Below are 25880 nucleotides of genomic sequence, written 5' to 3' on the forward strand. Positions count from 1 at the left end.
AGCCGTCTCAGAGGTGGCTCAGGATCCAGTCCCGCAGATAACCGGCCCCCACCTCGCTGTAGTTCGCGGCCGTCGAGCAGTTCTGGCCCTTCATGACGCCGACCTGGAACAGCTGGCCGCCGATGCTCACCATCAGCGGGCCTCCGCTGTCGCCCGGGCAGGGGCCGCCGGTGGTCGGGATCGACTTCAGCCCCGCGGCGTCGTTCTCGGCCGGCTTGATGGACACGCCCTTGAACTGCAGCCGATCGGGACGCTGTCCGGACCCGTTCTGCCCCCAGCCCGCGATGAGGCCGTCGTCGTACTGCGTGAACGGACCGCCCTGCTGGCCGTCCCACCGGAAGCTCTGGCCGGGATCGGCCAGGCTGATCGGCGCGACGCCAGTCACCGGGGAGCTGAGCTTCAGCAGGGCGATGTCGTTGTGCCCGCCGCTGTACCCCGGGTAGGAGTAGAGCGCGACGGCCTTCCTGACCTGCCCGCCCGTGTCGTTCATATTGGTGCCGACCCGCACGCTCATGTCACCGGGATTGGTGACACCACCCACGCAGTGTGCCGCTGTGAGCACCCAGTCGGCTCGGATGAGGGTCCCGGTGCAGTAGGTCCCCCCGACGTAGGAGACCTTGGCGACGAAGTTGAAGGAACTGTCGGTGACCGCGTTGCCACCGGTTATCGCCTGGGCCGGGGACGGTGCGAGGCCCGCCATCCCGGCGCTGACCAGGCCGCCCCGCGACCAGCAGCCGCAACGAATTCCCGAGAGTTCCTTGACGTTTGAAAGACATCGGCTCGTCCTTGTCTCCCGACGATCAGGATGCCCCTCGAACAGTCTGGCGCGCCGTGCCCCGCTCCGCTCGGCGAAGTCCCCGGCCCGGCCCGGCCCAGGGCCTCGGGGCCCTGATCTCGCCGGACACCCTTTCCTCCCGCCGCATCTCGACTACGCTCGCCAGGGCCAGGACCAAGATCGACCGAGGGGGCCACGCCATGCCGTACGAGACCGGTGCGACGGTGAGACTGACCAGGGACGTGCAGGTCACCGCGCAGGCCGCGGGCCTGCCCGGGCCGCTGTTCCTGGCCGAGGGCCTGTTGGGCATCGTCACGGGCTCGGCGCAGCAGGAAGCCGGCGGCGGCGGTGCGGCCCAGGCCGCGCTGGCGAGTTTCGACCAGCAGATGCGCGGCGCCCGGTTCGACGGCTTCACGTCCCACGTGATGAACGACATCCGGCAGAAGTTCATCCAGGCGGGAGCGACCGACACCGGCTCCGGCCCCGGCGCCCGGACCAGGTACCGGGTGCGCTTCGAGAACGGGTTCGTCCTCGACGGCCTCGAAGAGGGCTCGCTGGCCAGGGCCTGAACCCCCTCCGGTGCCGCGCCGCCGAATGCCCGCTCAGCCCGGGTAGGTGATCGAGCCCAGCGGCGGGCAGGGGACGAGCGCGGTGCTGACGCCCGGGCGTTCGACGAACGCCCGGGCCTCGGCGGCCCGTTGGCGCCGGGTGTCCAGGCCGTCGGCGTACCAGGCGTCGTTCCTGGCCCGGTGGTGGTCCCAGGTGTCGTCGATGAGGCTGAGGCTGGTGTTGCCGGCACTGCGCTGGAACTCCGCCTTCACGGCGGCCTGTTGGAGCGCGGTCTGCAGCGCCGCCAGGTCGATGCGGGTGATCCAGACGCCGAGGGTGTTCGGCTCGCGGGTCGGCATCGGGGCCTTGGGGAGCAGGGACACCCCGGTGTCGAGGCGGCCGAGGTTGTCGACGGTCGCGTCCTGGGACTCCTGCACCGCGATCCGCATCTCCCGGTGCAGCCAGAAGAGTTCGTCGAGGTCGGCCATGGTGATGCGCATCCGCTGGTACGCGGCCTGGAAGCGGGGGTCGTGGTGCAGCGCCCGCATGGGGGGGACGTGCAGGCCCACGCAGTCGTTGAAGCCGGCCGTCACCGCCGCGTCGAGGTGCAGGACGGCCTGGTCCGCCTGCCCGTGGGCGAAGGCCAGGTCGCCGAGGCTCGCGTGGCCCGCCGCGACGAGCCACGTGCCGTCGGGGCCGAGCGCCGTGGCCCGCGCGACGACGTCGGTCAGGCCCGAGGCGCTCCTCGCGGTCGGACCCTCGGTCACGATCGCCACCAGCAGTTCGTGGACACGGGCTGCCAGTGAGTTGACGGTGTCGGCCATGGATCTCCTCGGACCTGGGTGGTGGAGAGCGCGAAAGGGGCTGCCGAGCCTGTGGCGACCCTGGTGGAGATGACGGGCGGGCAGGGTGAGCGGTTCCGCTCGTGCCCGTGCGGGCCGGGGACCTGGCCCACCACACCCTGCCGTGTTCGAATCGATGTGTCGACACTGCGTCATCACCGCAGGCAGTGGCCCATTGCGGTTCGATCACGGTGTGTCCGGTTCGTCGAACATTGGATGAGAGTGCGGGGATTTCCTGTGTTGGCAGGGGCACCGGCGGCCTCTCATAATTCCTGCCGACACGTGTGACGGAAGCCCGGGGAACCCGCTTGGGGGAGTGGTTCCCGCGAGGGGCCCGCGCGTGAGATTCCGCATTCTTCCTGGGGGGATTCCCTTGCCCGAGCCCGAGAACGAGGGCGCCACCGCCGTACCTCCGGCACCGGCCGCACCGGCCGCCGCGCCGCGGCAGGCCCCGCGCCGGCTGCCGCGCGCCGTCGGCGTCGCGCTGGCCACCGCCGGCCTGCTCGCCGTCACCGCGGCCAGCGCCGCGGTGACCGTCGCCGTCGGCAAGCCCGCCGCCCGCCCGGCCACCGCCGCCCCCGCCCCGTCGAAGGCGGCCGCGAGCGCGAGCGCCACCGCGAGCGCGACGCCGTCGGCCGCGCCCGTCCCGGTGCCCACCGCCGCCCCGGCCGAACCCGCGCCCGCCAGCACCGTCAAGGGCACCGTCAGCGGCGGCAGGCACGAGGGCGACCTGCGCTACTTCCTGCTCCCCATCCCGGCCGGCGGCGAGTCCTACGGCCCCGTGGACGGCGTGACCATGACCGACGACGACGTCGCCGCGGTCTTCGGCAAGCAGGACGGCATCATGGACATCCTCAAGTCCTACGGCTACAAGGGCGGCGCGACCCGGATGTACCGGACCGCCGACGGCAAGGCCGAAGTCACCGTCACCCTGCTGAAGTTCGGCTCCACCGCGATGGCGGGCGACTTCGTCAGGAACTACCGGATCAAGTCGATGGACCCGTTCGACATCGACGGCGACCAGGGCGGCCGCGGCTACCTGAAGACCCCCAAGCAGCAGGCGTACACCGGCTCGATGACCGGCATCTCCAGCCAGGGCGACGTCCAGTACACGATCGACGTCGACGTGAAGGGGACACCCGACAAGGCGCTGCTGAACGAGCTGATGAAGCGCCAGCGCGAGTGGCTCACCACCGGCGGCTGAGCCCGACCCCGGCCCCGACCGCCCGCCCGACGCCACCTCCTTCCCTTCCTCTTCTGGAGCCACTTCCGTGACCACCGAATCCGCGGAGCCGGTGCCCGCCGCGCCCGCGGCCGCTGTCCCGCCGCCGCCCGCCGTGCCCGTCGCGCCTGCCGTGCCCGTCGCGCCTGCCGTCCCCGCCGAGCCGTTCGCGGCCGAGGGCGCGGCCGAGCCCGCCCCCGCCCCGCGCGCCCCGCGCCGCCCCCGCCCCGTGCTGCTGACCGTCTGCGCCCTGGTGCTGGGCACCCTGGCCGGCGGCGGCGTCGGCTACGCCGTGCAGGCCCAGCGCCCGCCCACGCCGCTGCCGCCGCTGCAGGTCGTCCGCCCGTCGTACCCGGCCGAGACGGTCGACCCGGCCGCCCTCGCCGCCGAGCAGCCCGGGCCGCTCGCCATCGACGGCGACCTGACCAAGCTGCTGGTCAGCGCCCCCGAAGGCAGCACCCCCTGGGCGGACTACCCGGACAAGCCGAGCTGGATCTCGATCGGCGAGGTCGCCGAGCGCAGCGGCAGGTCGGCCGCCATGTTCAAGGACCTCGCCGCGAACGGCTTCCGCCGCGCGGCCGAGGTGGACTGGAAGAAGGACGACGTCCGGTACCGCGTCCAACTGGTCCAGTACACCGCGGACCACGCCGACAACGCGAAGTCCCCCGCCTGGCCGCAGACGTTCGCCGAGAACGCCAACGGCGGCTACAAGGTGGACCCCGAGCCCCACCACTGGGCCGAGAGCACCGAGCAGTACTACTACGGCGAGGCCATCGCCAAGCGCGGCTCGCTGCAGATGACGATCGAGGTCTTCGGCACCCAGCCGGTGAACCCCGACACCCTCAAGGACCTCGCCAAGCGGCAGTGGGAGCGGCTCGTATGAACGACGACACGATGACCGCGACCCCGGCCGCGCCCGAGGCCCCCGCCGCGCCCGAGCCGACGCCCGCGCCCGAGGCCCCCGCCCCGCCGAGCCCCCCGCCGAGCCCCGCCTCCCGCCGCCTGCTGCGCGCGGGCGCCGCGACCGCCGCGGCCGCGCTGGTCGGCGTGGCCATCGGCGTCGGCATCATCAAGACCCAGTACGACGACGACCCCGCGCCGGCCGTCGCCGCCGCCCCGGCCGCCGCTCCCGTCCCCACCGCGACCGCCACGCCGTACGGCGCCAAGTCCAACGGCAGCCACTTCGGCTCGCTGCGCGACCTGCTGCTGCCCGTCCCGGCCGGCTACCAGCCCGGCCCGGACGACGGCGGCTACGGCAACGACACGGAGTTGAACCGCGAGCAGCTGTCCGCCGAACTGGACGCCGACCTCCAGCAGCTCCCCAAGGAGAAGCGCGACACGATGCGCTCCTACTGGGAGGGCATGCACGTCAAGGCCACCGGCGTGCGCACCTACCGCGCCGACGGGGACGACTTGGTGATCGGCCTGAAGCTGCGCCAGTTCAACCAGCAGGAAGTGCAGCGGATCAACGAGTACACCGCGGTCTTCACCGGCGACACCGGCCTGTTCCGGGTCGGCCCGGCCGTCCCCGGCCACCCCGAGGCGCACTGCTACCTGATGCCGGCCCCGCCGTCCGCGCCGATCGACTACCTGGAGTGCTCGGCCGCCGAGGGCGACCTCCTGGTGATCATGAGCGCCGAGGGCGTGGCACCGCTGCCCAAGGACAGGATCGTCGCCCTCTTCACCCTCCAGCTCGACCGCCTCGCCCGCCCGGGAGCCTCCGTATGACCGACCAGTCCGCCCCGCCGACCGCTCCCGAGGCCGTCGCCGTTCCCGAGGCGGTCGCCGTTCCCGAGGCCGCAGCCGCTTCGGAGACCGTCGCCGCTCCCGAGGCCGTTCCCGTTCCCGTCCCTGAGGACCCCGCCGTCCTCGCGGAGCAGGAGGCCCGCCGGGACCGTCGCCGCAAGGCCGCGGTGCGCTGGAGCTGCGCCGCCCTGGTGTTCGTCCTCGCCGGCACCGGCACCGCCCTGGCGGTCACCGCGCCCGAGCGCACCGACCTGCCCGGCCTGGCCACCGCGGGCGACGGCCGCTACACCTTCGCCCCGCTGACCCTGCCGCCGCTGCCCGCCGGCAAGGCCGCCCCGGACGACAAGGGCAAGACCCCGCACCACGCGGACCTGCGCCACCTGCTGCTGCCCGCCCCCAAGGAGGCCGGCGGCTCGCTGACCCCGCCCGTCTTCCCGGCCCCCACCCTCGGCCCCACCCCGTCCGGATCGCCCACCGCCTCCCCGGCCTCCCCGGCCTCCCCGGCCTCCCCGGCCGCCCCGGCCCCGACGGCCTCGGCCCCGGCCGCCACGCCCGCCGCCGCCTCCGGGCTCGGCCAGTGGGTGCCCTGCGACGCGATCGCCGAGGAACAGCAGGACGCGGCCCGGGTGCACGCCCTGCTCCTGGAGGAAGCCTGCCGCGCGGCCACCGTCCGGGAGTGGACCGCCTCCGACGGCACCCGCACCCAGATCCGGCTGCTGCGCTTCGGCTCCTTCCGGGAGTCCTGGGAGGCCTTCGGCGCCCTGCGCGTCAAGGCCCGCCCCAAGGCCGCACCCGACACCAGGACGACCCCCCACGACAGCTGGGACACCGTCGACGGCACCAGCCTCACCACCATGGAATCCACCACGGCCGGCCCCGGCGGCGCCCCCACCGCCCGCTTCGGCTACCTCTCCGCCTCCGACATCCTCGCCGTCGTCACCATGACCAACCCCGCCGGCGTCCCCGTCACCCCCTTCCGCCAGGTCGTCACCCTCCAGGCGGACCTGCTGGTCTGACCCCGACCCACCCGCCGCGACCGGGCCGGCGCCCCCACTCCGGGGCGCCGGCCCGCCGTCCGTCCGGGCGCCGGTTTCTGGCACAGGATCGGGATATTTCCCGCACCGGCCCGTGAACGACCCCGCCGTACGGTGATGACGCAGCAGAGACCGGCACGAGACCGGCACCGTCATCCCAACGACCGCAGGAGAACCCATGCGCACGCGCCGCCTCGTCCTCACCGCCGCCGCCGTCACGGCGATCGCCGCCGCCGCGACGGCCTGCGGCCCGGAGAACAGCGACGCGAGCCCCGCTCCCGCCGCCACCGCCGCCGCGCCCGCACCGGCCACGGCTGCCCCGGCCACGGCCGCACCGGCCGGAGCCGCGCCCACGAAGAGCGCCCCGCCCAAGGCCCCCGCCGCCCCGTCCGCCTCCGCGACCTCCGCCGACAAGAGCGGCTACGGCCAGGCCTGCGGCGCCAACGACCTGGTCTTCTCCGCCAAGTCCGAGAGCCAGGGCGGCGGTTACATCCTGATCAGCGCCAAGGCCAAGCCGGGCATCACCTGCACGCTCCCCGGCACCCACCCCGTCATCGCGTTCGGCTCCGGCGGCATCGAGGCCGCGCCCGTCGAGCACGGCACCGCAGAGCCGATCACCCTCAGCGGGGCCAAGACCGCCTACGCGGGCATCATGGCCAAGACCACCAAGGGCAACCAGGCCGTCGAGTTCACCGACGCCGTCATCGGCATCGGCAACCCCGACCCGAACCCGGCGAGCGTCCCCGTCGGAGCCACCCCGGTCGACAAGCCGGTCGTCACCAACTGGCACACCCTGCCCAAGGACGCCGTCCCGGTGAACTGACGAGACGTCATATGGTCGCTGCTGAAAGCCGGATGGCAGCGCGGTGCCTCAGACCGTCGGTGCGCTGACGGCGCGGTGACGGTACGGCCGGGCACCTTCGAGAGGTCCCGTCCCGCCTCTTCCGGGGAGCGCCCATGCCGATCACCATCCGACCGGGAAGCACCGTGATGTTCACCGGCGACTCGATCACCGACTGCCGGCGCCGGGAGAGCGAGGACGGCCTCGGCACCGGCCACCCGCTGCGCGTCGCGGGCGAATGGGCCCACCGGCACCCGGACCGCCCCGTGACCTGGCTGAACACCGCGAACGCGGGCGACAAGGTGATGGACCTGGAAGCCCGCTGGCGCCCGGACGTGCTCGACGCGCGCCCGGACGTGCTGTCGGTCCTCGTCGGCGTCAACGTCACGGGCCGGCACACCCTCGACCCCGACGGATACCCGATCCCCGCAAAACGGTTCGAGGCCGGCTACGACCGTCTCCTCGCGCCCCAAACCCCGCTCCGGGCCCGGACCGGCCCTGCCCCGACAACTGAGCTCTGCCGGGCGGCTCCGAGTCACCCGAGGACGAACGGGACCCGTTCCCCGAGCGTCCCCAGGGCGGTCCGCTCGGCCTCGCTCGGGGCCCGCCGCCCGGTGCCGACCAGCAGCGCGTCCGCGTCGGACAGGGCGGCCGGGAACGGGGCCCCGGCGATCCGCTCCAGCAGCCTCCGTGCCGCGGCCAGCCCCTCGGCGGGCGGGCCGGGCACGTGTGGCAGGTGCGCGACCAGGTCCAGGTGGTGCAGCGTCCACTCCAGCACGTACGCGTCCAGGTAGTCGGCGGCGGTCAGCACCTGCCCCTGGGTGGCCACCCGCAGCCGCGGGTCGGCGAGGTCGGCGGCCCGGCCCGCCGCGGAGCCGACGTCGTCCAGGTGGAAGCGCAGCAGCGCCGGGTCCCCGTACGCGGCGGCCAGCCGTACGGTCAGCGCGGCCAGCGGGTCCTGCCCGTCCGGCGGCTCCCGGTGGACCTCCCAGTACGACGCGGCGTCACGGGTCGGCTCTTCCGGGGAGGGGGTCACCAGGGTGATCAGCACATCCTGCGCGTCGATCACCAGATGGCAGACCAGATCCCGCACCAACCAGCCCGCACACCCCGACGGCTGCGCGAAGTCCTCCTCCGCGAGCCCGTCCACCGCCGCCCGCAACGCCACCCACGACCGCCCGAAGAGCCCCACCCCCGCAAGCTACCACCACGGCCCCACCACCCTCCCGCCCGCCGCAGCACCAAAAGTCGGCCCCGCCGACTTCCCCTCCACCCTCCGCGCGAGCCCCGCGCCCGTTGCGCCGCAGGTGTCGTCCGCCCCGCACGGGAAGTCGGCCCGGCCGACTTCCTGCTCCATCCTCCGCGCGAGCCGTGCACGCCTTGCGCCGGAGGTGCCGTCCGCCCGGCATGGGAAGTCGGCCCAGTCGACTTCCTGCTCCGCTGCGGATGGGTGCCGAACATTGAGGGTGCGGCCTCGGGGGCGTGCGGGTGCGGAGGGGGAAGTTGAGTGGGGCGGCTTTCTGCTCCGTCTTCGCCTCCGTTGCCGCTGCGGTAGGGGAAGTCGGACCCGCCGACTTTTCACTCCCGCTCTGTGTGAGCGCTACACCCCTTCGATGGGGGTGCCGCCTATCCGGCGTGGGAAGTCGAGCTGGCCGACTTCTTGCTCCGCCTTGGTGTGCGTGCTGAGGTTCTCGCTGGACCTCTCTGCCCGCTGCGGCACGGGAAGTCGGCCCGGCCGACTTCCTGCTCCACTCTCCGCGTGAGCCGCGCACGCCTTGCGCCGGAGGTGCCGTAGGCCCCGGCGTGGGAAGTCGGCCCGGTCGACTTCCTGCTCCGCTGCGCACGGTGCCGCACATCGAGGGTGCGCTTCCCAGCGGCGTGCCGGGTGTGGGGTGGGAGGTTGGGTGGGGCGGCTCCGTCTTCGCCTCCGCCTCCGCTGCGGCACGGGAAGTCGGGCCGGTCGACTTCCCGGTCGGCCCTGGTGTGAGTGTGGGGTGTTCTCGGGGGAGATCCGACTGCCGGCTGCGGGGCCGCAGTGGACGGGGAGGTGCTCGGTCGGTCAGTCGGAGAACCCGAGGTGCAGGATGGTGGCCCAGTTGTCGGTGACCAACAGCAGGTTGCGGCACCATATGTCGTCGACCAGGTACGGGCCGTTGACGTCACCGGCGCTTCGGACGGGCCCCAGGTGTGCTTCGATGACGTCGGCAACGCCGTCGGCGAGTTCGCCGGCCCCCCGGATCTCGGCGGGGGTGCGCACGTCGGGGTCCGAGGACCTCTGGGCGGAGTGCATGAACCCGTCGATCACCTGGCGGCGGAATACGTCCCGCCAGGCCCCCGGTGACTCGAACGGGACGACCGACGTTCCTGCCTGGCGTCCACGGGCCCCCGGGTGGCACACGGATTGAGCGAGATCCTTCAGCCGGTCATGCCCGGGCGTCACCCCGGCCACGGGGACCACGTGGAGCAGCTGTACGGACGACACCCCCCAGTTGCAGTCGTCGAGCAGTTCCTCCAGTGGTTCAGCCGCGCCTGACACCGCGTCCGGAGCGTCGAGTGGATTCGGCATGGGCGTCTGGATCCTCTGTGCGGTTCTGCGCTTCGGCCTCAGTCTTCCACTCCACACCCGGGGGGCGTCAGGGGGTGCCGGGGGAGGGGTGGCGGTCGAGGGCGCGGCGTAGGCGGTGGATCTCGGCGTGGGCGTCGGCGAGTTGGCGGCGGATGTCGGGGGGTGGTGCGGTGCGGGTGCGGTGCAGGGCGGCGATCCACTCGGCCTCCTCCGCCGGGCCGGCTCCGCAGGCCCGGACGAACTCGATGAGGACCCGCTCGGTGCAGTCCCGTTCGCCCGCCAGCACCCCGTGCAGGGTGCTGCGCGGCAGGTGGCTCACGGCGGCCCGTACCGCGCGGGCCTCCAGTTCGCGCAGGGACGGGCTGCCGGCGCGCAGCCGCAGCCGCCGCATGGCGAGGAGCAGTTCGGAGCGCTCCGTGACGTAGCGCAGGGCCCGGCCCGCGCCGGGCGCGGGTGGTGGGCCCGGCAGCCGCTTGCCCGTGCGCCGACCGGGCCGGTTGGCGTCGGCGCGCAGCCACAGCCGCTCGGCGGTGCGCACCGAGCCGCCGCAGGCCCGGGTGTAGGCCTCGGTGACCGGCCAGGTCGGCACGGTGCGGCCCTCGTCCGCGCGGGAGAGGGTGGCGAGGGAGACGGGCTGGGTGAACCCGGCGGTCTCGGTCTTGTGCGCCATCTGGCTGTAGGTGAGGCCGGAGCGCTCGCGCAGCCCGCGCAGCCACTGCGCGAGCGTCCGGACCTCCTTGTCCTGCTCAGCCAGGGCGCTGTTCAGGCGCCCCACCGGCCGCCGCCTAGCGGGCCCGGTGGGCGGTGAGCGCCTCGGCCAGGCGGCGGGCCAGCTCCGTGCCGAGCAGTCCGGCGGCGGCCAGGGTGGCGACGGCGGTGCGGGCGGGGGTGCCGGAGGCGGTCAGGGCGGTGGTGAGGAGGAGGACGACGACCACGAGCACGGTGGCCGGGACCGGCACCCCGGTGCCGGGTGCCGTCCGGATCTCGACGCACGCCGCGTGCGCGGCCGGGGTGTACTGCTGTTCCATGCGGTCTCCGCTTCGCTGGGTTGCGGGGGGTTGCCACTCGACCGGGGTCCTCGTGCGCCCGACCGGCCTTCCAGGGCCGGTCGGGCTGGACGCCCACGTATAGGGTTGCCGTGGGCCACGGCGGCGGTCCACCGCTTTACGGCGCCGTTTCTCGCTTTGTCCCACTCGAAGTTGAGAAACCGTCAGGGAAAATCCGCAGCTCACACCCGCCGCCCGCTCCCGCCTGCGGGCTCCGGCGGCCCGCCGCGTCCGACCTCGCGCACCCTTTCGGGCTTGCCACGGGGGCGCGAAAAACGCCAGTCTTGGTGGCTGTCGGCGGGGTACGTCCCCGCACAAGCCCCGCCCCGGGCCCGGAGCCGGAGGTGCCGGGGCTCGGCGCGGCAATCGGCACGACGACGGGGGCGGCGGGAAGCCGGCTGGGCGGAAGGCGCCCACCCCCGTCCGACGAACGCGGTCTCCCCGGCCGTTGCCACTCGACACCATCCAGGGGATCCGGCCTGCCCTGTTCCAGCAGGGCCGGCCAGGGGCGGCCCCGCCGCACCCGGGCCCGCACCAGCGGGCCGTCCGGCCGGCTGCCGGGTCAGCCGATCAGCCGGCCGGCGGGGCGGGCGGTCAGGCCGACAGGCGGTCAGTCGGCCGACCGGTCCTCGGCCCGGTCCTCGGGTCGGTCCGCCGTGACCGGCAGCAGGCCGCGCTCGCCGAACACCTTCTTGGCGACGAAGGTGGCGTTGAGGGCCTTCGGGAAACCGCAGTAGGCGGCGGAGTGCAGCAGCGCCTCGACGATCTCCTGCGGCGTCAGCCCGACGTTCAGCGAGGCGTTGACGTGGACCTCCAACTGCGGCTCGCACCCGCCGAGCGCGGTGAGCATGCCCAGGGTGACCAGCTGCCGCTCACGCGGCGGCAGCCCGGGGCGGCTGTAGATCTCCCCGAACCCCCAGGCCACGATCTGGTGCCCGAGCTCGGGGCTGATGTCCCCCAGTGAGTCCACCACCCGCCGCCCGACCTCGCCGTCGATGCGGTCGAGCACCTCCAACCCGTGCGTGAAGCGCTCCCGGCGGACCTCGGCCTCGTTCGCGGACGTGCTCATCTGCAATGCTCCTGTCCCGTCTCCCGGCCGCCGACCACCGGCGGCCCGAACCACGGCAGAACCGTAGGACTTGGAGTGCACTCGAACTCAAGCCCGCCACGCCGCCCCGCCTTCGCAGGAAGATTTGCGGTCGAACCCCCCTGAAATGGCATCACTGCGCCCTATCCGGGCCGAAAGATTTCCTGTGCGCAAACCACCCGAAGGGATGGCCCCGCATCAGGACGCCACCCACGAGCGGGCAGTGCGCCACGAGCGCCGCGCCGGGCGGCGGCTGCCGGCGCCACCCGGCGGGAAGGCCGTGGTGCACGGGTTGCACGGGTTGCGTGGCGTGCGTGGCGTGGGTGGCGTGGGTGGCGCGGGCCCGGCACCGGTTCACGGGATCTGAAGGAGGAGTGCGCATGCTCAAGCACGCTCTCGGCGCCGCCGTGGCGGGGCTGGTGCTGGTGTCGCTGCTGCCGGCGGGAGCGGCCCGGGCCGCGGGCTGCAGCGGGTCGGGCTGTACGGGCAAGGACCCGGGCTCCACCGGCTGCAAGTCCAGCGCCCGGACGATCGACAGGGTGACGCCGGCCGGCGGCGGTCCCGAGGTCGAGCTGCAGAACTCCACGGGGTGCAGCGCGGCCTTCGCCCGCATCCGGGCGGCCGACTCCAGCTGGCGGTTCAAGATCCAGATCAGGGACGGGGACTCGTACCTCGCGAACGCCTCGCCCGACCGCCAGGCGTACACCGCCATGGTCGGCAACGGCAGCGCCTACTGCGCCTGCGTCGAGCAGTACGACGGAGCCGGCGGCACCTGGTCGTGCACCGGCTGGCACTGACCGGCCCTCACCGGCGCCGACCGGTACTGATCGGCCCTCACCGGCGCCGGCCGGCGCCGGCCTCCGGACGGCTTCGCCGCCCGTGCAGTGCGGGCCCTGCGGTGCGGGCGCGTACCGGCGGGTGCGGACGAGGTTCGTGGGTGCGCCGGACGATCTCGGAGAGGGCCTGGAGGAGTGGGCCTCGACCGTGATGCGCGGGGCGGCCCGGTGGCGGGCGGGGAGCCGGCCGCCCGGCTCCCCGCCGCCGTACGGGCGCCCGCGGGGTCAGGCGCGGTGGTACTGGACGGGGGTGGTGACCTCGCCGCCGAGTTCGGCGGCGGCGTGGCGGGCCCAGTAGGGGTCGCGCAGCAGTTCACGGCCGATCAGGACGGCGTCGGCGCGGCCCTCGGCGAGCACGGCCTGGGCCTGGGCGGCGTCGGTGATCAGGCCGACGGCGGCCACCGGCAGGTCGGTCTCGCGGCGCACGGCCTCGGCGAAGGGCACCTGGAAGCCGGGCGCGGCCTCGATCCGGGCGTCGGGCACGACGCCGCCGGTGGAGACGTCGAGCAGGTCGACGCCGTGGGCCTGGAGCTCCTTGGCGAGGCGCACGGTGTCCTCGGAGGTCCACCCCTCGCGGCCGTCCTGCGGGTCCTCGGTGAGCCAGTCGGTCGCGGAGACGCGGAAGAAGACCGGCAGGTCCTCGGGCCACACCGAGCGGACGGCGTCGACGACCTCCAGCGCGAAGCGGATGCGGCCCTCGAAGGAGCCGCCGTAGCCGTCGGTGCGGTGGTTGGAGGCGGGGGAGAGGAACTGGTGGACCAGGTAGCCGTGGGCGCCGTGGACCTCGGCGACCTGGAAGCCGGCGTCGAGCGCGCGCCGGGCGGCGTCGGCGAACTGCCGCACGATCCCGCCGATCTGCTCCTCGGTCAGCTCGTCGGGCGTGGCGTGGGCGGGGGAGAAGGCCTCGGCGCTGGGGCCGACCGGGGTCCAGCCGTGCTCCTCGTCCGGGGTGACGGGGCGCCCGCGGTCGACCCAGGTCCGCTCGGTGGAGGCCTTGCGGCCGGCGTGGGCGAGCTGGATCGCCGGCACGGTGCCCTGGCTCTTCAGGAAGGAGGTGATCCGGCGGAAGGCCGCGGCCTGCTCGTCGTTCCAGATGCCGAGGTCGTACGGGCTGATGCGCCCCTCGGGGCTGACCGCGGTGGCCTCCGTGATGATCAGCCCGGTGCCGCCGGCGGCGCGGGCCGCGAGGTGGGCGAAGTGCCAGTCGGTCGGCACGCCGGCCGCCTCCCCGTCCGGGGCGGCGCTGTACTGGCACATCGCCGGCATCCAGATCCGGTTGGAGACGGTCAGGGCCCGCAGGGTGAGGGGCTCGAAGAGAGAGGTGCTCATGTCGGTCGGACTCCCGGTGGGGTCGGCTGGCGCCGGGCGAAAGGGTGAGTGAGCATGCAACTTTTGCAGCTGCATTTACATTCCCAAACAATAGTTGCGCGCGCAGGCATTCGCAAGGGTGCGCCGTCGGTCCGCCCTCCCACCTGCGACAATCCCTTCCATGATCGATCCCGCAGCCGCCGGCACCCCGACCACCCCGACCGCCCCTCTCACCGTCGCCGCCGCCGTGATCATCCGGGACGGCCGGCTCCTGGTCGTCAGCAAGCAGGCCGCCCCCGACGTCTACTACCTCCCCGGCGGCAAGCCCGACCCCGGCGAGGACGCCCTCCGGGCACTGGCCCGCGAACTGGCCGAGGAACTCGGCGTGGCCCCGGTCGACCCCCGCCACCTCACCGACATCCGCGCCACCGCCGCCCTCGAAGACGTGCCCATGCTGATGACCGTCTTCACCGCCGGCCTCGACCGCGAGCCCGCCCCCGCCGCCGAACTCGCCGACCTGCGCTGGACCGACGGCCGCGACGACACCCTGCGCCTGGCCCCCGCCGTCCGCGACCACCTCCTGCCCCTGCTGCGCGAACGCGGCGACCTGGCCTGACGGGGCGGGACCCTGACGGGGCGGGACTCCGGGCCGGCGGAAAACCCGTCGGCCCCGGCCGCCGAGCCCGAGACCCCCGCCCACCGGCGCCGTACTGACCGCACCGCCGTCCCGGGCCCCGTGTCACGCCTACGCGGGCTTCGGCTACGGCAACGGCCGCCCCGGGCCCGTCCTCACGGAGTCGGGAACGTGCGCCGCCGGGGAGCGCCGCGAAGGTCGAACACCGTGCAGCGCGCGGGAGTCGACGCCCCCGCAACGCCGGACGGCGCCGCCCGGGGGGACCGGGCGGCGCCGTCGAGGCGAGCGAGGCGAGCTGCCGTACGAGCCGACCGGCCGTCAGCGCGCCGTCTGCGGGACCCGCTGGGCCGGGACGGCGCCGTGGGTGGCGCGCGGGGCGGCGGAGGCGGCCGCCGGGGAGGCGCCGAGGGCGGTGCCCCGGGTCTCCTCGGCCCACATGACGCAGACCAGCAGGCCGAGGGCGGTGGTCCCGGCGGCGATCAGCATGGTCGGGCCGGTGCCGAGCCCGGTCAGCGACAGCGGCAGCAGGTAGGTGCCGACGGCCGCGCCGATCCGGCTGACCGAGGTGGCCACGCCCACGGCGGTGGCCCGGATCTCGGTCGGGAACAGCTCGTTGGGGTACGTCCAGTCGAGCACGTTCGGCCCGCCGCACAGGAAGGCGTACGCGCACAGCGCCAGCAGCGCGACCGCCGCCGGGGCGGTGGGCCACACGCCCAGCAGTGCCAGCGGGACGGTCATCAGCGCGAACGACCAGATGATGACGGGCCGCCGGCCGCGGGTGTCGATCAGGCGCAGCGCCGGGTAGCAGCCGAGCAGGAAGACCAGGCTGATCAGACCGGTGCCGAGGGTCTCCATCACGGTGCCGCCCGGCATGCCGAAGGAGGAGAGGATCTGCGGGCCGAAGGTGAGCATCGCGAACAGCGGGCCGACCTGGCACAGGAAGAACAGGCCGCAGAACAGGGTGCGGCGCCGGTAGGGCTGGGTCATCAGCAGGCGCAGGCCGGCGGGGCGGCCGCGCTCGGCCGGATCGGGCATCAGCTCCCGGCCGTCGACCCGGACCCCGAGGTGCTTCTCGACCACGCGCACCGCGTCGCCGACCCGCCCGTTGGCGGCCAGCCAGCGCGGCGACTCCGGCGAGCCGCGCCGGATCACCAGGAACACCACGCACAGCACGGTGGAACTCGCCAGCATCCAGCGCCAGCTGCCCGGACCGGCCAGCTCCAGGAACAGGTAGCCCACCACGTAGGCGAGCACGGAGCCGGCGTACCAGGCGACGATCTGCTGCCCCAGCAGCCGGCCGCGCTGCTTGGCGGGCAGCCACTCGGCGAGCAGCGAGGTGGCGATGGGGTAGTCGGCGGCCACGGCCATGCCGAGCACGAAGCGCAGCACGGCGATCGCCCACACCGCGTCCACCCAGAAGGAGAGCACCGAGCAGGCGACCATCACGAGCAGGTCGGCGGTGTACATCACCTCCCGGCCGATCCGGTCGGTCAGCACGCCGAAGAGCGCGCCGCCGACGAACATTCCGACCAGGGCGGCGGCGCCGATCAGGCTGACCTCGGCGGTGGACAGCCCGAGGTCGGGACGCATCCCGATCAGGGCGACGCCGACGATGCTCAGGATGTAGCCGTCGAGCAGCGGGCCGCCCGAACAGGCCAGGGCCAGCCTGCGGTGGAACGCGGTATACGGGGCGTTGTCGATGGTCTGGGACATGTGCTGGGGGTCCTCCGGAGCGTACGGCGCGCACTGCGCACCGTGCGCCGGGTAGACGGCAGGGAAAGGCGCCGCCCACCTCGGACGGCGCCATCGCCCGGTCACAACGGGCGACCGTCCACGGTTGCCCCGGCCCCGCGGGGGCGCCACCGGGCCGAAGGTCGACCGGATTCACGACCAAGGTCCCGAAGCGGACAGGCCCTTCGCCCGTGGGCGGGCGGCGCCCGCCCAGTCCTGCCGGGGGTGGCCGCCGCCGACGGCGGGCAGGGCGCGCCGGGCGTGACCCTTGTCACCCGGGAGCCCCAACTGCCCTGGAAATGTGACCTGTTCCACAGCAGGCCGGTGCCCGTCCGTACGGGCGCGGGCGCGCTGCGTGACCCGGAGCGGGCCGCCGCGGGCCCCGGAACGCGCCGCCGCGGGCCCGGTGTCGGCTCCGCGTCAGGGCGCCGGGCGCGCCAGCCCCAGCCGGGCGAGGCCGGAGTCCAGGGCCGCCTCCAGGTGGTCGGCGGAGCCGGTGGTGAGCAGGATCAGCACCCCGCCCTGCACCCCGGCCAGCAGCGCCGCCGCCTCCCGGTCGGCGTCCAGTGCGGGGTCGAGCGTCCCCTCGTCCCGCAGGTGGCGGACGCCGGCGGCGAGCCGGCGCTGCCACTGCCCCAGCAGCTCGGCGGCCACCGTCCGGCCCGCGCCGGCGCCCGCGCCGGCGGCCGTGCCCAGCTGGGACAGCGCCACGTGCAGCGGGCAGCCGACGCCCTGCGCGCGGTAGCGGGCGAGGACCTTGTCGCGCCACCGCCACCAGGCCTCCCGGGAGGTGAGGGCGCCCAGCTCGGGCTGCTGGTCCTCCAGCACCCGGGCCGCCTCGAAGCGGGCCACCGCCAGCAGCAGTTCGTCCTTGCCGCCGGGGAAGTAGTGGAACAGCTGGCTCTTGCTGGTGGAGGTGCGGGCCATCACGTCCTCCAGGCGCAGCGCGAACACCCCCTCCTCGCGGATCTCCCGGGCGGCGCCCTCGACGATGCGCTGCCTGGTCGCCGCGCCCTTGCGGGTCGGCGGCACGTGCTCCCGCGCCGCGCTCACGGCAGCAGCACCAGCTTGCCGGTGGTGCGCCGGGACTCCAGGTCCGCGTGCGCCCGGGCCGCCTCGGCCAGCGGGTAGCGGCCGGTGACGTGCGGGGTGAGCCGGCCCGCCAGGACGAGGTCGAACAGCTCGCCGGTGCGCCGTACCAGTGCCTCGCGGGTGGGGACGTGGTGGTGCACCACCGGGTACGTCAGCAGGATGCTGTTCGGCAGGTCGGTGGGCCGCAGCTCGGGCACGCCCATGAAGGGGCCGTAGTAGGCGTGCACGCCGTGCGGGCGCAGGGACAGCTGGGAGGAGGCGAAGGTGTCGGCGCCGCCGCCGTCGTAGACGACGTCGGCGCCGCGCCCGCCGGTCAGCTCGCGGATCCGGTCCTCGAAGCCGCCGCCGGAGTGGACCAGCACGTGGTCGGCGCCGGCCTCCTTCGCGACGGCGGCCTTCTCCGCGCGGGAGACCAGGGCGATCACGTCGCCGCCGCGCGCCTTGACCAGCTGGGTCAGCAGTCGGCCGACCCCGCCCGCCGCCGCGTGCACCACCGCGGTGTCGCCCGGCGCGATCGGGTGGGTCTCGGTGCTCAGGTGGCCGGCGGTCAGGCCCTGCATCAGCAGGCCGCCGGCGACCTCGTCCGGCACCCCGTCGGGCACCCTGACCAGCGAGGCGGCCGGGACGGCGAGCAACTCGGCGTAGCTGCCCGGGTGGTAGAACCAGGCCACCCGGTCGCCGGCCGCGAGCCCGTCCACTCCCTCGCCGAGCGCGACGACGTACCCCATGCCCTCGGCGCCCAGGACCGCCGGCGCCGCCCAGCCCGGGCCGCCCACGGCGCGGGCGCCGACGTCCATGTAGTTGACGCCGGCCGCGCCCAGGCGCACCAGTGCCTCGCCGGGGCCGGGGACCGGGTCCGGCAGCTCGGTCCAGCGCATGACCTCGGGGCCGCCGTGCTCCTCGATCCGGATCGCGTGCATGGGTGACACCTTCCTGTGCGGGCCCGTCCGGGCGCGGAGAGGGGGGACGGGAAGCACGGTAGGCAGCCGGAAATGGACCCTCAAGTCCAGAAATCCGTACGGTCGGGGGGTGGTTGGCCGTCACCCCGGGGCCGGCGCGGCCGGCGTTGTCACCGCCGGCCGCGCCCGCCGGGGTCGGCGGGGTTCGCGGCGAGGCGCCCGAGCATCGCCATCACGGTGATCCGCGCGTCCTTGTCGTTCGTCACCGCGCAGTGGGCGTCGACGGCTCGCTCGTCCGGGTCCTCGTCCGGCTCGATCAGGCCCACGCCGATCAGGTCGACGGCGTACTCGCGGCACCGGGAGTAGCCCGCCGCGGCGCTCATCGCCTCGACGTGGTCGATCCCGTCGGGGTCCGCGGCGCGCAGTCGCGCCGGGGTGGGCAGCGGGCCCTCCACCTGTTCGACCCAGGCCGAGACGGCCTCCCGGGGGCAGCCCCGCTCCAGCTTCGAAGCGCTCGCCGCGGTGAGCGCCAGGTGGATGACGAGCGACCCGAACCAGGCGGTGACCTCGGCCGGAGGCGTGTCCGTGCCCGCCGGCGGCATCACGGCCCGGTACAGCGCGGCCGCGTCCTCGGCGCGGGCGGCGGCGACGACCGCCTTCACCGCGCTGCCGAGGGCGCTCTGATCGATCGTCACGTCGGTGAACCCTTCCCGGAGTCGGCAGCCGTCAACCTACCGCTCCGCAACCGGGGGTGTCGCTTCGCGCGCGGCCGGAGGGCCCCCGGGCCGCGGGTCGGGCCGATCTGCTGCGGAACCCGTCGCGACTGCGGCAGGATGCGGTACGGATGCCTACGGCCGGGCGGCGGCGACGACGAGTGAGACGTTCTGCCCGCCGAAGCCGAAGGAGTTGCTGAGCACGGCCTCCTGGGGGGCGTCCCGGCGCGCGGCGACGACGTCGAGGTCGATGTCGGGCGCGACGCCGGCCGCGGTGAGGTTGCGGGTCGGCGGGATGACGCCGTGCTCCACGCTGAGGACGGCGACGAGCGCCTCGATCGCGCCGGCCGCGCCGAAGAGGTGGCCGAGCGACGCCTTGGGGGCCGTCACCGTGGCGCGGCCGAAGACCTCCCTGATCGCGTGCGCCTCGGCGGTGTCGCCGGCCGGGGTCCCGGTGGCGTGGGCGTTGACGTGGCCGATCCGCCCGGGAGCCAGGCCGGCCTGCGCGAGGGCCTTGCGCATGGCGCGGACCTGGCCGGAGCCGTCCGGAGCGGGGGCCGTGATGTGGTGGGCGTCGGCGGCGATGCCGGCTCCCGCGAGCACCGCGTGGACGTGCGCGCCCCGCCGGGCGGCGTGCTCGGCGCTTTCGAGCACCACGACGGCGGCGCCCTCGCTGAGCACGAACCCGCTGCGGTCCGCGGCGAACGGCCGGGACGCGGAGGCGGGTTCGGCGGTGTACCGCGACAGCGCCTGCGCCTGGACGAAGCCGGCGACGGTGATCGGGGTGATCGCGGCCTCCGTCCCGCCCGCGATGACCACGTCCGCCTCCCCGGCGCGGATGAGCCGGGCCCCCAGGGCGATCGCCTCGGCGCCGGAGGAGCACGCCGAGACCGGCGTGTAGGACCCGGCCCGCGCGCCGTACTCGATGCTGATCAGCGCCGCCGCCGCGTTGGGCATGAGCATCGGCACCGTGCGCGGCGAGACGCGCCGCCGCCCGGCCGTCTCCAGGGCGTCGTCCTCCTTCAGCAGCGTCCCCACGCCCCCGATGCCCGTGCCGATCGCCGACGCGAGCCGGTCCGGGTCCACCCGCGGGGCACCGGCGTCCGCCCAGGCCTCGGCCGCCGCGACGAGGGCCGCCTGCTGCGAGCGGTCGAGCCGCCTGGCCCGCACCGGCGGCAGCGACCCGGCGGGGTCGACCGCCATCGTCCCGGCGGCGGTGTCGGGCAGGCCGGCGTCCTCGTGGCCGCGCAGGGCGCCGCCGCGGATGCCCGACTCGCCTGCGAGCAGGGCCTTCCAGGTCGACTCCACGTCTCCGCCCAGTGGTGTGGTCGCGCCGAGTCCGGTCACGACGACCTCGGTCCGGTGCATGCCCCTCCGCCTTTCTTGTATGCCATACAAGCGAACGGGGCTAGTTGTATCACATACAATTCGGGGGTGGAGAAGAAGCGAACCGAAGCCCGGTCGACACCGGCCCGGGTCACCGGTGTGTCCTCGCGTGACCGCGGTCGCGCGACGAGGCGCCAGCTGATCGAGGCGACCGCACGGCTCTGCGAGCAGCGGCCCGGCGCGGAGATCAGCGTCGCGGAGATCGCGAACGCGGCGGGCGTCTTCCCCAACCAGGTCACCTACTACTTCGGCTCCAAGGACTCGCTGCTCGTGCACGCCGCCTTCCTCGGCCTGCTGCACGACGCCCGGCGGATCGAGCGCCTCGGCCGCCAGGCCCCCGACGCGGCGGCGTTCCGGCGCAACATCGCCCGCGCCGTCCTCGCCATGCCCTCGCTCCCGTCGGTCGCGCGGGCACTCGCCGCCGGGATCTCCAAGCCCGACCTCGCCCCCGTCGTCGACCGGCACCTCCAGCTGCTGTTCCGGCAGTCCGAGCGCTTCGTCGGCCAACTCCTCGACGCCCGCGGCTGGCAGGCCCGCCGCCCGCTCGACGTGGAGACCAGGACGTTCTGGAGCACCGCGCTCGGTGCGGTGCTGCTCGTCCGCGCGGGGGCGAACGGCACCGTCGCCGACCTCGACCTCGCCGGAGCGCTGACCGTCCACGACGAGTCCGGGCGCGGCGACTGAACCCGGCCGTCCGTGCTGTTCGTGCTGTGCGTGCTGCTGCTGTCCGTGCTGTCCGTGCTCTCCGGCGGGCAGGCGCTCGACGGCCGGGACGTGCGCCGGACTCTGACGGTCCGTCGGCACGAAGCCGCAGGCCCCGGACCGCGTACGGTCCGGGGCCTACGGCGCGCACCCCCGAGGGGGCCGCGCGGCCTTCAGGAGGGGCAGCCCCCGGGCCGTACGGAGCTGATCTGGTCGTTCAGGCTGTACTGCGTGACGTCGCCCGTGTAGTCGGCGGCGACCGGAAGGCACCGGCCGCCGAAGTCGACGTTGGTGTACACCGACCAGACGCGGCCGGTGCGGTTGCGCAACGACGACGTGATGTTGTCGAAGTCCAGCGAGCCCAGCGAGGCGCGCTGCCCGCCCAGCCCCACCACGCGGCCCTGCCCGCCGACGTCCTGGAACAGGCAGAAGTTGCCGCTCGCGCACCGGTCGTAGCCGCTCTGCGCGGGCGCCGCGGCCGCCGTCGGGGCCAGCGCGGTGAGAGCGAGCCCCGCGGCCATCGACAGGCAGGCGGCCGTCGTGTGGAACTTCGCCATGTCTTCCTCCTGATGCGGTCGGGTGCCGAGCGCGGTGCGCCGGTGACGCGCCTGCGACGGCCTGCCGGGTACGCCGGTCCGGACGGTGGGGCGCTGCCTCCCGGCTCGCCTGCGACTGTGGCAGAGGCAGCGGGCCGGGCGGCGGACATGTCCGGCGATGTCACCCGCGAGGGGCATGGGCCGGGCATTCCTCACATGAGTGGTGAACACGGCGCCCGAGCGGGCCTCGGGCGCCGGTCGCGCGCCGGGTCGTCCCGCCGGGCCGTCCCGCCGGGTCGCCCCCGGGGCGTACCGCCGGGCGCGTCCCGCCCGACTCCGTTCGCGCCGGTCCCGTGACGGCCCGACGGCGATTTCGTGACCTTGATCCCGCCCGCGGCCGCGTCCGGGACCGATACCGTCAGCTCAGGGCGGGTGGGGCGCGGGTGTCGCGCCGGGCGCGGAGGGGAGCGAGGGGCATGGAGCGGCTGGCAGCGGACGATCCGCGGCAGGTGGGCGAGTACCGGTTGCTGCGGCAGCTCGGCGCGGGCGGGATGGGCCGGGTCTACCTGGGGCGCACCACGGGCGGACGGACCGTGGCCGTCAAGGTGGTCCGCCCCGACCTGGCCGGGGACGGCGACTTCCGGGCCCGCTTCCGCCTGGAGGTCGAGGCGGCCAGACGGGTCGGCGGCGCCTGGACGGCACCGGTCCTGGACGCGGACACCGAGGGCGGGCGTCCCTGGGTGGCCACCGGCTACGTCGCCGGGCCCGCACTCACCACCGCCGTGGGGGAGTTCGGGCCGCTGCCCGAGCCCGCCGTACGGACCCTGGGCGTCGGCCTGGCCGAAGCGCTCGCCCACGTGCACGGCCTCGGACTGGTGCACCGGGACGTCAAACCGTCCAACGTGCTGCTGACCCTGGACGGGCCGCGGCTCATCGACTTCGGCATCGCCCGCGCCCTGGACGCCACCACCATGCTCACCCAGTCCGGCCAGGTGTTCGGCTCGCCCGGTTTCATGTCCCCGGAACAGGCGAACGGGCTGCCCGCCGGGCCGGCCGGCGACGTCTTCTCGCTCGGCGCGGTGCTCGCCTACGCGGCGACGGGCACCAGGCCGTTCGGCTCCGGAGTCAGCGTGCCCGTCCTGCTCTACCGGGTCCTGCACGAGGAACCCGACCTCTCCGGACTGGACGGCCCGCTGCGCGCCATCGTCCGGGACTGCCTGGCCAAGGACCCGGCCGCCCGCCCGACACCCGGACAGCTGCGGGAACGGCTGGACGGCGACGGCGCGGCCGCCGCCCGGCTGGGGCACGGGGACTGGCTGCCGGCGCCGCTGGCGGCGGCGGTCGGGCGCAGCGCCGTGCAACTGCTCGACCTGGAGGGGGAGGCCGAGGCGGGGCCGGCGGCCTTCGTCCCGCCGGCTCCGCTCGTCGCCCCGGCTCCGCTCGTCGCCCCGGTCCCGCCGCCGTCGGCACCGGCCACCGTGCCGGACCACCGGCCGCACCCGTCGCGGGCCCGCGGCCGGCGGGGGTACGGCGCGCTGGCGGCCGTCCTGGTCGGCGTGCTGCTGCTCGGCGGCGGATACCTGCTGGTCGAGCGGCTGCGGGACAAGGACCAGCAGGCCACCGGGCCGAACCCCGGACAGAACGCCCCAGCCGGGGGCAGGACGGCGCCGCCCTCCGCCCCGGCCTCGAAGAACAGCGAGCCGACCGACGACGGCTCCGACCCGGCCGAGGACAGCCCCGCGCCCGGCGCGTCCCCCACCGAACCGGGCCCGGGCACCATCCCCGCGAAGTTCCTCGGGACCTGGATCGGCGAGCGCAAGGCCGTCAACGGGGACGTCACCACCGTCACCCTCACCATCGCCCAGTCGGCGCCGAGCCAGGCGAAGAGCAGGATCCGCGTCGAGACGCCGACGACCGGCGCCTGGTGCGAGGGCGCGTGGACGCTCAGCGACGCCGACGAAAGCCGGGTCACCTACGCGTCCAAGACGACCGGCTACTCGCCCGGCGGGCGGTGCATCGACGACGGGGAGACCTACCGCAAGATCATGATGCTGCCGGACGGCGCACTGCGCTACTACATGGACCTGCTCAAGAACGACCAGTTCATGGTGCTGCAGAAGAAGAGCTGACCAGCTGTCCGTCCGGGCTCCCTTCCCAGGCGCCCGCGGGCCGCCCTGTACACCACCCGGGCGCCCCGTGCCGGCCTCCCGCAGCGCGCACCCCGGGGACCTCGGCGAAGCCGAACCCCCACCAGGACGCCAGCAATCACCCCCACCCATCCCCGGGGATGCGCAGGAAGTCGGCGGGGCCGACTTCCTGCGCGAGGTGGCCGAGATCCGGGCCCGGGGCACGGGCCTCTCGATCGCCGCAGAGCCACCAACTCCCCATGTGCCGCCGGGGGCGCGCAGGAAGTCGGCGAGGTCGACTTCCTGTGTGGGGTGGTCGGGATCCGGGCCCCGGTCACCCGGGTCTCTCGATCGCGGCAGCGCCACTCCCAACCTGCCGCCGGGGACGCGCAGGAGGTCGGCGGGGTCGACTTCCTGTGCGGGGTGGTCGGGAGCCGGGCCCCGGTTACCCAGTCCGCCCGATCGCCGAAGCCCCACCCCCCACCTACCACCGGAGACGCGCAGGAGGTCGGCGGGGTCGACTTCCTGCGCGGGATGGCCGGGGCAGGGCTCCGGCCGCCCGGGTCTTCCGGTCACGGCAGCGCCATCAACTCCCAACCCGCTGCCGGGGAGTGGCAGGAAGTCCGTGAGGCCGACGTTCTGTGGGGGGAAGTCGGCCTCGGGGTGGGGTGGTGTGGTGGTACTCGGCGTGGCCTGATGCGTAGGAAGTCGGCGGGGTCGACTTCCTGTGCGGGGTGGCCGGGGTCAAGCCCCGGTCACCCGGGTCTCTCGATCGCGGCAGCGCCACTCCCAACCCGCCGCTGGGAGTGGCAGGAAGTCGGCGGGGTCGACTTCCTGTGCCCGGGCCCCGGCTACCCGGGTCTTCCGATCGTCGCAGCGCCGTCAACTGCCCGCCTGCCGCCGGGTGTGCGCAGGAAGTCGGCGGGGTCGACTTCCTACGCGGGGGTGGTTGGTCTGGGGCCGGGGTGTGGTGGTGCTTGGGGTGGTCTGGCGCCTGGAAAGTCCGTGAGGCCGACTTCCTGTGCGGGGAAGTCGGCCTCGGGGTGGGCTGCCGCGTGGAAAGTCGGCGGGGCCGACTTCCTACGCGGTGAGGGCGGTGACCAGCAGGGTGAAGGCGCCGATGATGACGGCGACGCGGACGTAGTGGAGGCGGTCCCAGCGGTTCTGCTGCTGCTTCCAGTCGGCGGGCCGGTTCTCGGGGGTCCACGTCTTGCCCCGGTTGTTGATCGGGACGAGCAGCAGGACCGACATGACGACGCTGAGGGCCAGCAGTGCGCCGGAGGTGACGACGAGGCCGGTGTCGTGGTGCTCCCGTCCGGCGACGGCCCAGGCCGCGACGAGGACGAGCGAGGTGATGTACCAGACCGGCATCACGGCGCCGAGCATCCGCCCCCCGTGGGCGCGGCCGCGGATGGCGCTGTCCTCCGGGAGGGCGTTGAGGATCGGGTTGATGACGAAGGCGACGGAGAACTCCACCCCCACCATCACGCCGACGATCACGGTGGTGAAGACCTGGAGTGCGTTGAGCATGATGGGGCCCGTCCTGAGACCTAGCGTTGATAGCTGACGTGTCGACGCTAGACCTTCTGCTGCTCGATTGTCTAGCGGTGCTAGGATCCGAATCATGTCGGTACAGGAACGCAAGGAACGCGAACGGGCGGACCGCGAGCGCCTCATCGTGGCGACGGCCCGTGAACTCGCCGAGCAGCAGGGTTGGGACGCCGTCACCACCCGCCGGCTCGCCGAGCGCATCGAGTACAGCCAGCCCGTCCTCTACAGCCACTTCCGCGGCAAGCGCGAGATCATCGGCGCCGTCGCCCTCGAAGGCGCCGCCGAGCTGGCCGCGGCGGTGCGGGCGGCGGCCTCCGCCGCCGACGGTCCGCGCGCCCGGGTCACCGCCCTCGCCCGCGCCTACCTCGACTTCGCCGCCCGCAACCCGGCGGTCTACGACGCCATGTTCCAGCTCGACGGCGGACTGGCGTTCGCGCAGGAGGATACGCCGGAGCCGCTGAAGGACGCCTTCGCCGCCCTGCTGGAGAGCCTCGGAGAGGTCGCGGGGGACGGCGTCCACCCGGCGCTGTTCACTGAGGTGTTCTGGGCGGCCCTGCACGGGCTGGCGACCCTGACCAGGGCGGGACGGCTGCCGCCGGAGGAGGCCGAGCGCAGGACGGAGCTGATGGTGGGCCGGCTCGCCGTGGTCTGACGCACC

Annotated in this window: 26 protein-coding genes; 11 read left to right on the top strand and 15 right to left on the bottom strand. The window is 74.5% G+C overall.

What is annotated here, in order from left to right; translation table 11 throughout:
- Positions 1-7: 7 nt before the first annotated feature.
- The gene (locus tag ACZ5GH_RS36190) at positions 8-700 is read right to left on the bottom strand and encodes a S1 family peptidase (RefSeq protein ID WP_464336488.1); all 693 of its coding nucleotides are present in this window, start codon (positions 698-700) and stop codon (positions 8-10) included.
- Between the two features lie 275 nt (positions 701-975).
- On the opposite strand from ACZ5GH_RS36190, the gene ACZ5GH_RS36195 reads away from it, so the two are divergent.
- A complete protein-coding gene (locus ACZ5GH_RS36195; RefSeq protein ID WP_387754247.1) occupies positions 976-1344 on the top strand; it encodes a hypothetical protein in 369 nt (122 codons plus the stop codon).
- Between the two features lie 33 nt (positions 1345-1377).
- On the opposite strand, the gene ACZ5GH_RS36200 is transcribed toward ACZ5GH_RS36195, so the two are convergent.
- Positions 1378-2148: a hypothetical protein gene (locus ACZ5GH_RS36200; protein WP_387754250.1), complete on the bottom strand. Its 771-nt coding sequence runs from the start codon at positions 2146-2148 to the stop codon at positions 1378-1380.
- 391 nt (positions 2149-2539) lie between these two features.
- Here ACZ5GH_RS36200 and ACZ5GH_RS36205 point away from each other — a divergent pair, with 391 nt between their 5' ends.
- From ACZ5GH_RS36205 to ACZ5GH_RS36225, 5 genes are all read left to right on the top strand, one after another.
- Positions 2540-3370, top strand: coding sequence for a hypothetical protein (locus ACZ5GH_RS36205; RefSeq protein WP_387754253.1), 831 nt, complete (start codon positions 2540-2542; stop codon positions 3368-3370).
- A gap of 67 nt (positions 3371-3437) precedes the next feature.
- Positions 3438-4271: a hypothetical protein gene (locus ACZ5GH_RS36210; protein WP_387754256.1), complete on the top strand. Its 834-nt coding sequence runs from the start codon at positions 3438-3440 to the stop codon at positions 4269-4271.
- Positions 4268-5116, top strand: coding sequence for a hypothetical protein (locus tag ACZ5GH_RS36215; RefSeq protein ID WP_387754258.1), 849 nt, complete (start codon positions 4268-4270; stop codon positions 5114-5116). Before ACZ5GH_RS36210 ends, ACZ5GH_RS36215 begins: the two co-directional genes overlap by 4 nt.
- Positions 5113-6150, top strand: coding sequence for a hypothetical protein (locus ACZ5GH_RS36220; RefSeq protein WP_464336489.1), 1038 nt, complete (start codon positions 5113-5115; stop codon positions 6148-6150). Before ACZ5GH_RS36215 ends, ACZ5GH_RS36220 begins: the two co-directional genes overlap by 4 nt.
- Before the next feature lie 196 nt (positions 6151-6346).
- Positions 6347-6991 (top strand): DUF4232 domain-containing protein, encoded by a 645-nt coding sequence (locus tag ACZ5GH_RS36225; RefSeq protein ID WP_387754263.1) that lies wholly within the window; start codon positions 6347-6349, stop codon positions 6989-6991.
- 553 nt (positions 6992-7544) lie between these two features.
- Here the strand turns inward: ACZ5GH_RS36225 and ACZ5GH_RS36230 are convergent.
- From ACZ5GH_RS36230 to ACZ5GH_RS36250, 5 genes are all read right to left on the bottom strand, one after another.
- Entirely contained in the window at positions 7545-8201 is a 657-nt protein-coding gene (locus ACZ5GH_RS36230; protein ID WP_387754266.1) for a maleylpyruvate isomerase N-terminal domain-containing protein, read from the bottom strand.
- 867 nt (positions 8202-9068) lie between these two features.
- Positions 9069-9299, bottom strand: a complete 231-nt coding sequence (locus tag ACZ5GH_RS36235) for a hypothetical protein (RefSeq protein WP_387754269.1) — start codon at positions 9297-9299, stop codon at positions 9069-9071.
- A gap of 343 nt (positions 9300-9642) precedes the next feature.
- Positions 9643-10350: a helix-turn-helix domain-containing protein gene (locus ACZ5GH_RS36240; RefSeq protein WP_464336490.1), complete on the bottom strand. Its 708-nt coding sequence runs from the start codon at positions 10348-10350 to the stop codon at positions 9643-9645.
- 10 nt (positions 10351-10360) lie between these two features.
- Positions 10361-10603 (bottom strand): hypothetical protein, encoded by a 243-nt coding sequence (locus tag ACZ5GH_RS36245; protein WP_387754275.1) that lies wholly within the window; start codon positions 10601-10603, stop codon positions 10361-10363.
- A gap of 628 nt (positions 10604-11231) precedes the next feature.
- Positions 11232-11690, bottom strand: a complete 459-nt coding sequence (locus ACZ5GH_RS36250) for a carboxymuconolactone decarboxylase family protein (protein WP_387754278.1) — start codon at positions 11688-11690, stop codon at positions 11232-11234.
- A 398-nt stretch (positions 11691-12088) separates the two neighbouring features.
- Here ACZ5GH_RS36250 and ACZ5GH_RS36255 point away from each other — a divergent pair, with 398 nt between their 5' ends.
- Complete coding sequence (locus ACZ5GH_RS36255) at positions 12089-12505, top strand: DUF2690 domain-containing protein (protein ID WP_464336491.1); 417 nt, start codon at positions 12089-12091, stop codon at positions 12503-12505.
- 264 nt (positions 12506-12769) lie between these two features.
- Here the strand turns inward: ACZ5GH_RS36255 and ACZ5GH_RS36260 are convergent, their stop codons facing one another.
- The gene (locus tag ACZ5GH_RS36260; protein ID WP_464336492.1) at positions 12770-13873 is read right to left on the bottom strand and encodes an NADH:flavin oxidoreductase/NADH oxidase; all 1104 of its coding nucleotides are present in this window, start codon (positions 13871-13873) and stop codon (positions 12770-12772) included.
- A gap of 160 nt (positions 13874-14033) precedes the next feature.
- Here ACZ5GH_RS36260 and ACZ5GH_RS36265 point away from each other — a divergent pair, with 160 nt between their 5' ends.
- Positions 14034-14468: an NUDIX hydrolase gene (locus ACZ5GH_RS36265; protein WP_464336493.1), complete on the top strand. Its 435-nt coding sequence runs from the start codon at positions 14034-14036 to the stop codon at positions 14466-14468.
- A gap of 336 nt (positions 14469-14804) precedes the next feature.
- On the opposite strand, the gene ACZ5GH_RS36270 is transcribed toward ACZ5GH_RS36265, so the two are convergent.
- The 5 genes from ACZ5GH_RS36270 to ACZ5GH_RS36290 all read right to left on the bottom strand — a co-directional run bounded on the left by ACZ5GH_RS36270 (position 14805) and on the right by ACZ5GH_RS36290 (position 20289).
- On the bottom strand, positions 14805-16199 hold the full coding sequence (locus ACZ5GH_RS36270; RefSeq protein ID WP_387754283.1) for an MFS transporter: 1395 nt from the start codon (positions 16197-16199) through the stop codon (positions 14805-14807).
- 438 nt (positions 16200-16637) lie between these two features.
- Positions 16638-17249: a TetR/AcrR family transcriptional regulator gene (locus tag ACZ5GH_RS36275; RefSeq protein ID WP_464336932.1), complete on the bottom strand. Its 612-nt coding sequence runs from the start codon at positions 17247-17249 to the stop codon at positions 16638-16640.
- Between the two features lie 17 nt (positions 17250-17266).
- On the bottom strand, positions 17267-18229 hold the full coding sequence (locus ACZ5GH_RS36280) for a quinone oxidoreductase family protein (RefSeq protein WP_464336494.1): 963 nt from the start codon (positions 18227-18229) through the stop codon (positions 17267-17269).
- Positions 18230-18378: 149 nt separating this feature from the next.
- Positions 18379-18903 (bottom strand): hypothetical protein, encoded by a 525-nt coding sequence (locus ACZ5GH_RS36285; RefSeq protein ID WP_464336495.1) that lies wholly within the window; start codon positions 18901-18903, stop codon positions 18379-18381.
- Between the two features lie 153 nt (positions 18904-19056).
- On the bottom strand, positions 19057-20289 hold the full coding sequence (locus ACZ5GH_RS36290; RefSeq protein ID WP_464336496.1) for a beta-ketoacyl-[acyl-carrier-protein] synthase family protein: 1233 nt from the start codon (positions 20287-20289) through the stop codon (positions 19057-19059).
- A gap of 66 nt (positions 20290-20355) precedes the next feature.
- Here ACZ5GH_RS36290 and ACZ5GH_RS36295 point away from each other — a divergent pair, with 66 nt between their 5' ends.
- The gene (locus ACZ5GH_RS36295; RefSeq protein WP_387754294.1) at positions 20356-20991 is read left to right on the top strand and encodes a TetR/AcrR family transcriptional regulator C-terminal domain-containing protein; all 636 of its coding nucleotides are present in this window, start codon (positions 20356-20358) and stop codon (positions 20989-20991) included.
- 191 nt (positions 20992-21182) lie between these two features.
- On the opposite strand, the gene ACZ5GH_RS36300 is transcribed toward ACZ5GH_RS36295, so the two are convergent.
- Positions 21183-21566: a peptidase inhibitor family I36 protein gene (locus ACZ5GH_RS36300; protein ID WP_387754297.1), complete on the bottom strand. Its 384-nt coding sequence runs from the start codon at positions 21564-21566 to the stop codon at positions 21183-21185.
- Positions 21567-22021: 455 nt separating this feature from the next.
- Between ACZ5GH_RS36300 and ACZ5GH_RS36305 the strand changes: the two genes are divergently transcribed.
- Positions 22022-23674: a serine/threonine-protein kinase gene (locus ACZ5GH_RS36305; protein WP_464336497.1), complete on the top strand. Its 1653-nt coding sequence runs from the start codon at positions 22022-22024 to the stop codon at positions 23672-23674.
- Between the two features lie 1077 nt (positions 23675-24751).
- On the opposite strand, the gene ACZ5GH_RS36310 is transcribed toward ACZ5GH_RS36305, so the two are convergent.
- On the bottom strand, positions 24752-25201 hold the full coding sequence (locus ACZ5GH_RS36310; RefSeq protein ID WP_464336498.1) for an anthrone oxygenase family protein: 450 nt from the start codon (positions 25199-25201) through the stop codon (positions 24752-24754).
- Between the two features lie 94 nt (positions 25202-25295).
- Between ACZ5GH_RS36310 and ACZ5GH_RS36315 the strand changes: the two genes are divergently transcribed.
- Positions 25296-25874 (top strand): TetR/AcrR family transcriptional regulator, encoded by a 579-nt coding sequence (locus ACZ5GH_RS36315; protein WP_464336499.1) that lies wholly within the window; start codon positions 25296-25298, stop codon positions 25872-25874.
- Positions 25875-25880: the final 6 nt, after the last annotated feature.

Source organism: Kitasatospora sp. Xyl93 (genome assembly GCF_055383135.1).

Coding starts and splice junctions, on each gene's coding strand:
- ACZ5GH_RS36190 (WP_464336488.1), bottom strand. CDS start 700: ATGGCGGGCCTCGCACCGTCCCCGGCCCAGGCGATAACCGGTGGCAAC.
- ACZ5GH_RS36195 (WP_387754247.1), top strand. CDS start 976: ATGCCGTACGAGACCGGTGCGACGGTGAGACTGACCAGGGACGTGCAG.
- ACZ5GH_RS36200 (WP_387754250.1), bottom strand. CDS start 2,148: ATGGCCGACACCGTCAACTCACTGGCAGCCCGTGTCCACGAACTGCTG.
- ACZ5GH_RS36215 (WP_387754258.1), top strand. CDS start 4,268: ATGAACGACGACACGATGACCGCGACCCCGGCCGCGCCCGAGGCCCCC.
- ACZ5GH_RS36220 (WP_464336489.1), top strand. CDS start 5,113: ATGACCGACCAGTCCGCCCCGCCGACCGCTCCCGAGGCCGTCGCCGTT.
- ACZ5GH_RS36225 (WP_387754263.1), top strand. CDS start 6,347: ATGCGCACGCGCCGCCTCGTCCTCACCGCCGCCGCCGTCACGGCGATC.
- ACZ5GH_RS36235 (WP_387754269.1), bottom strand. CDS start 9,299: ATGCACTCCGCCCAGAGGTCCTCGGACCCCGACGTGCGCACCCCCGCC.
- ACZ5GH_RS36245 (WP_387754275.1), bottom strand. CDS start 10,603: ATGGAACAGCAGTACACCCCGGCCGCGCACGCGGCGTGCGTCGAGATC.
- ACZ5GH_RS36250 (WP_387754278.1), bottom strand. CDS start 11,690: ATGAGCACGTCCGCGAACGAGGCCGAGGTCCGCCGGGAGCGCTTCACG.
- ACZ5GH_RS36255 (WP_464336491.1), top strand. CDS start 12,089: ATGCTCAAGCACGCTCTCGGCGCCGCCGTGGCGGGGCTGGTGCTGGTG.
- ACZ5GH_RS36260 (WP_464336492.1), bottom strand. CDS start 13,873: ATGAGCACCTCTCTCTTCGAGCCCCTCACCCTGCGGGCCCTGACCGTC.
- ACZ5GH_RS36265 (WP_464336493.1), top strand. CDS start 14,034: ATGATCGATCCCGCAGCCGCCGGCACCCCGACCACCCCGACCGCCCCT.
- ACZ5GH_RS36270 (WP_387754283.1), bottom strand. CDS start 16,199: ATGTCCCAGACCATCGACAACGCCCCGTATACCGCGTTCCACCGCAGG.
- ACZ5GH_RS36280 (WP_464336494.1), bottom strand. CDS start 18,229: ATGCACGCGATCCGGATCGAGGAGCACGGCGGCCCCGAGGTCATGCGC.
- ACZ5GH_RS36290 (WP_464336496.1), bottom strand. CDS start 20,289: ATGCACCGGACCGAGGTCGTCGTGACCGGACTCGGCGCGACCACACCA.
- ACZ5GH_RS36300 (WP_387754297.1), bottom strand. CDS start 21,566: ATGGCGAAGTTCCACACGACGGCCGCCTGCCTGTCGATGGCCGCGGGG.
- ACZ5GH_RS36305 (WP_464336497.1), top strand. CDS start 22,022: ATGGAGCGGCTGGCAGCGGACGATCCGCGGCAGGTGGGCGAGTACCGG.
- ACZ5GH_RS36310 (WP_464336498.1), bottom strand. CDS start 25,201: ATGCTCAACGCACTCCAGGTCTTCACCACCGTGATCGTCGGCGTGATG.
- ACZ5GH_RS36315 (WP_464336499.1), top strand. CDS start 25,296: ATGTCGGTACAGGAACGCAAGGAACGCGAACGGGCGGACCGCGAGCGC.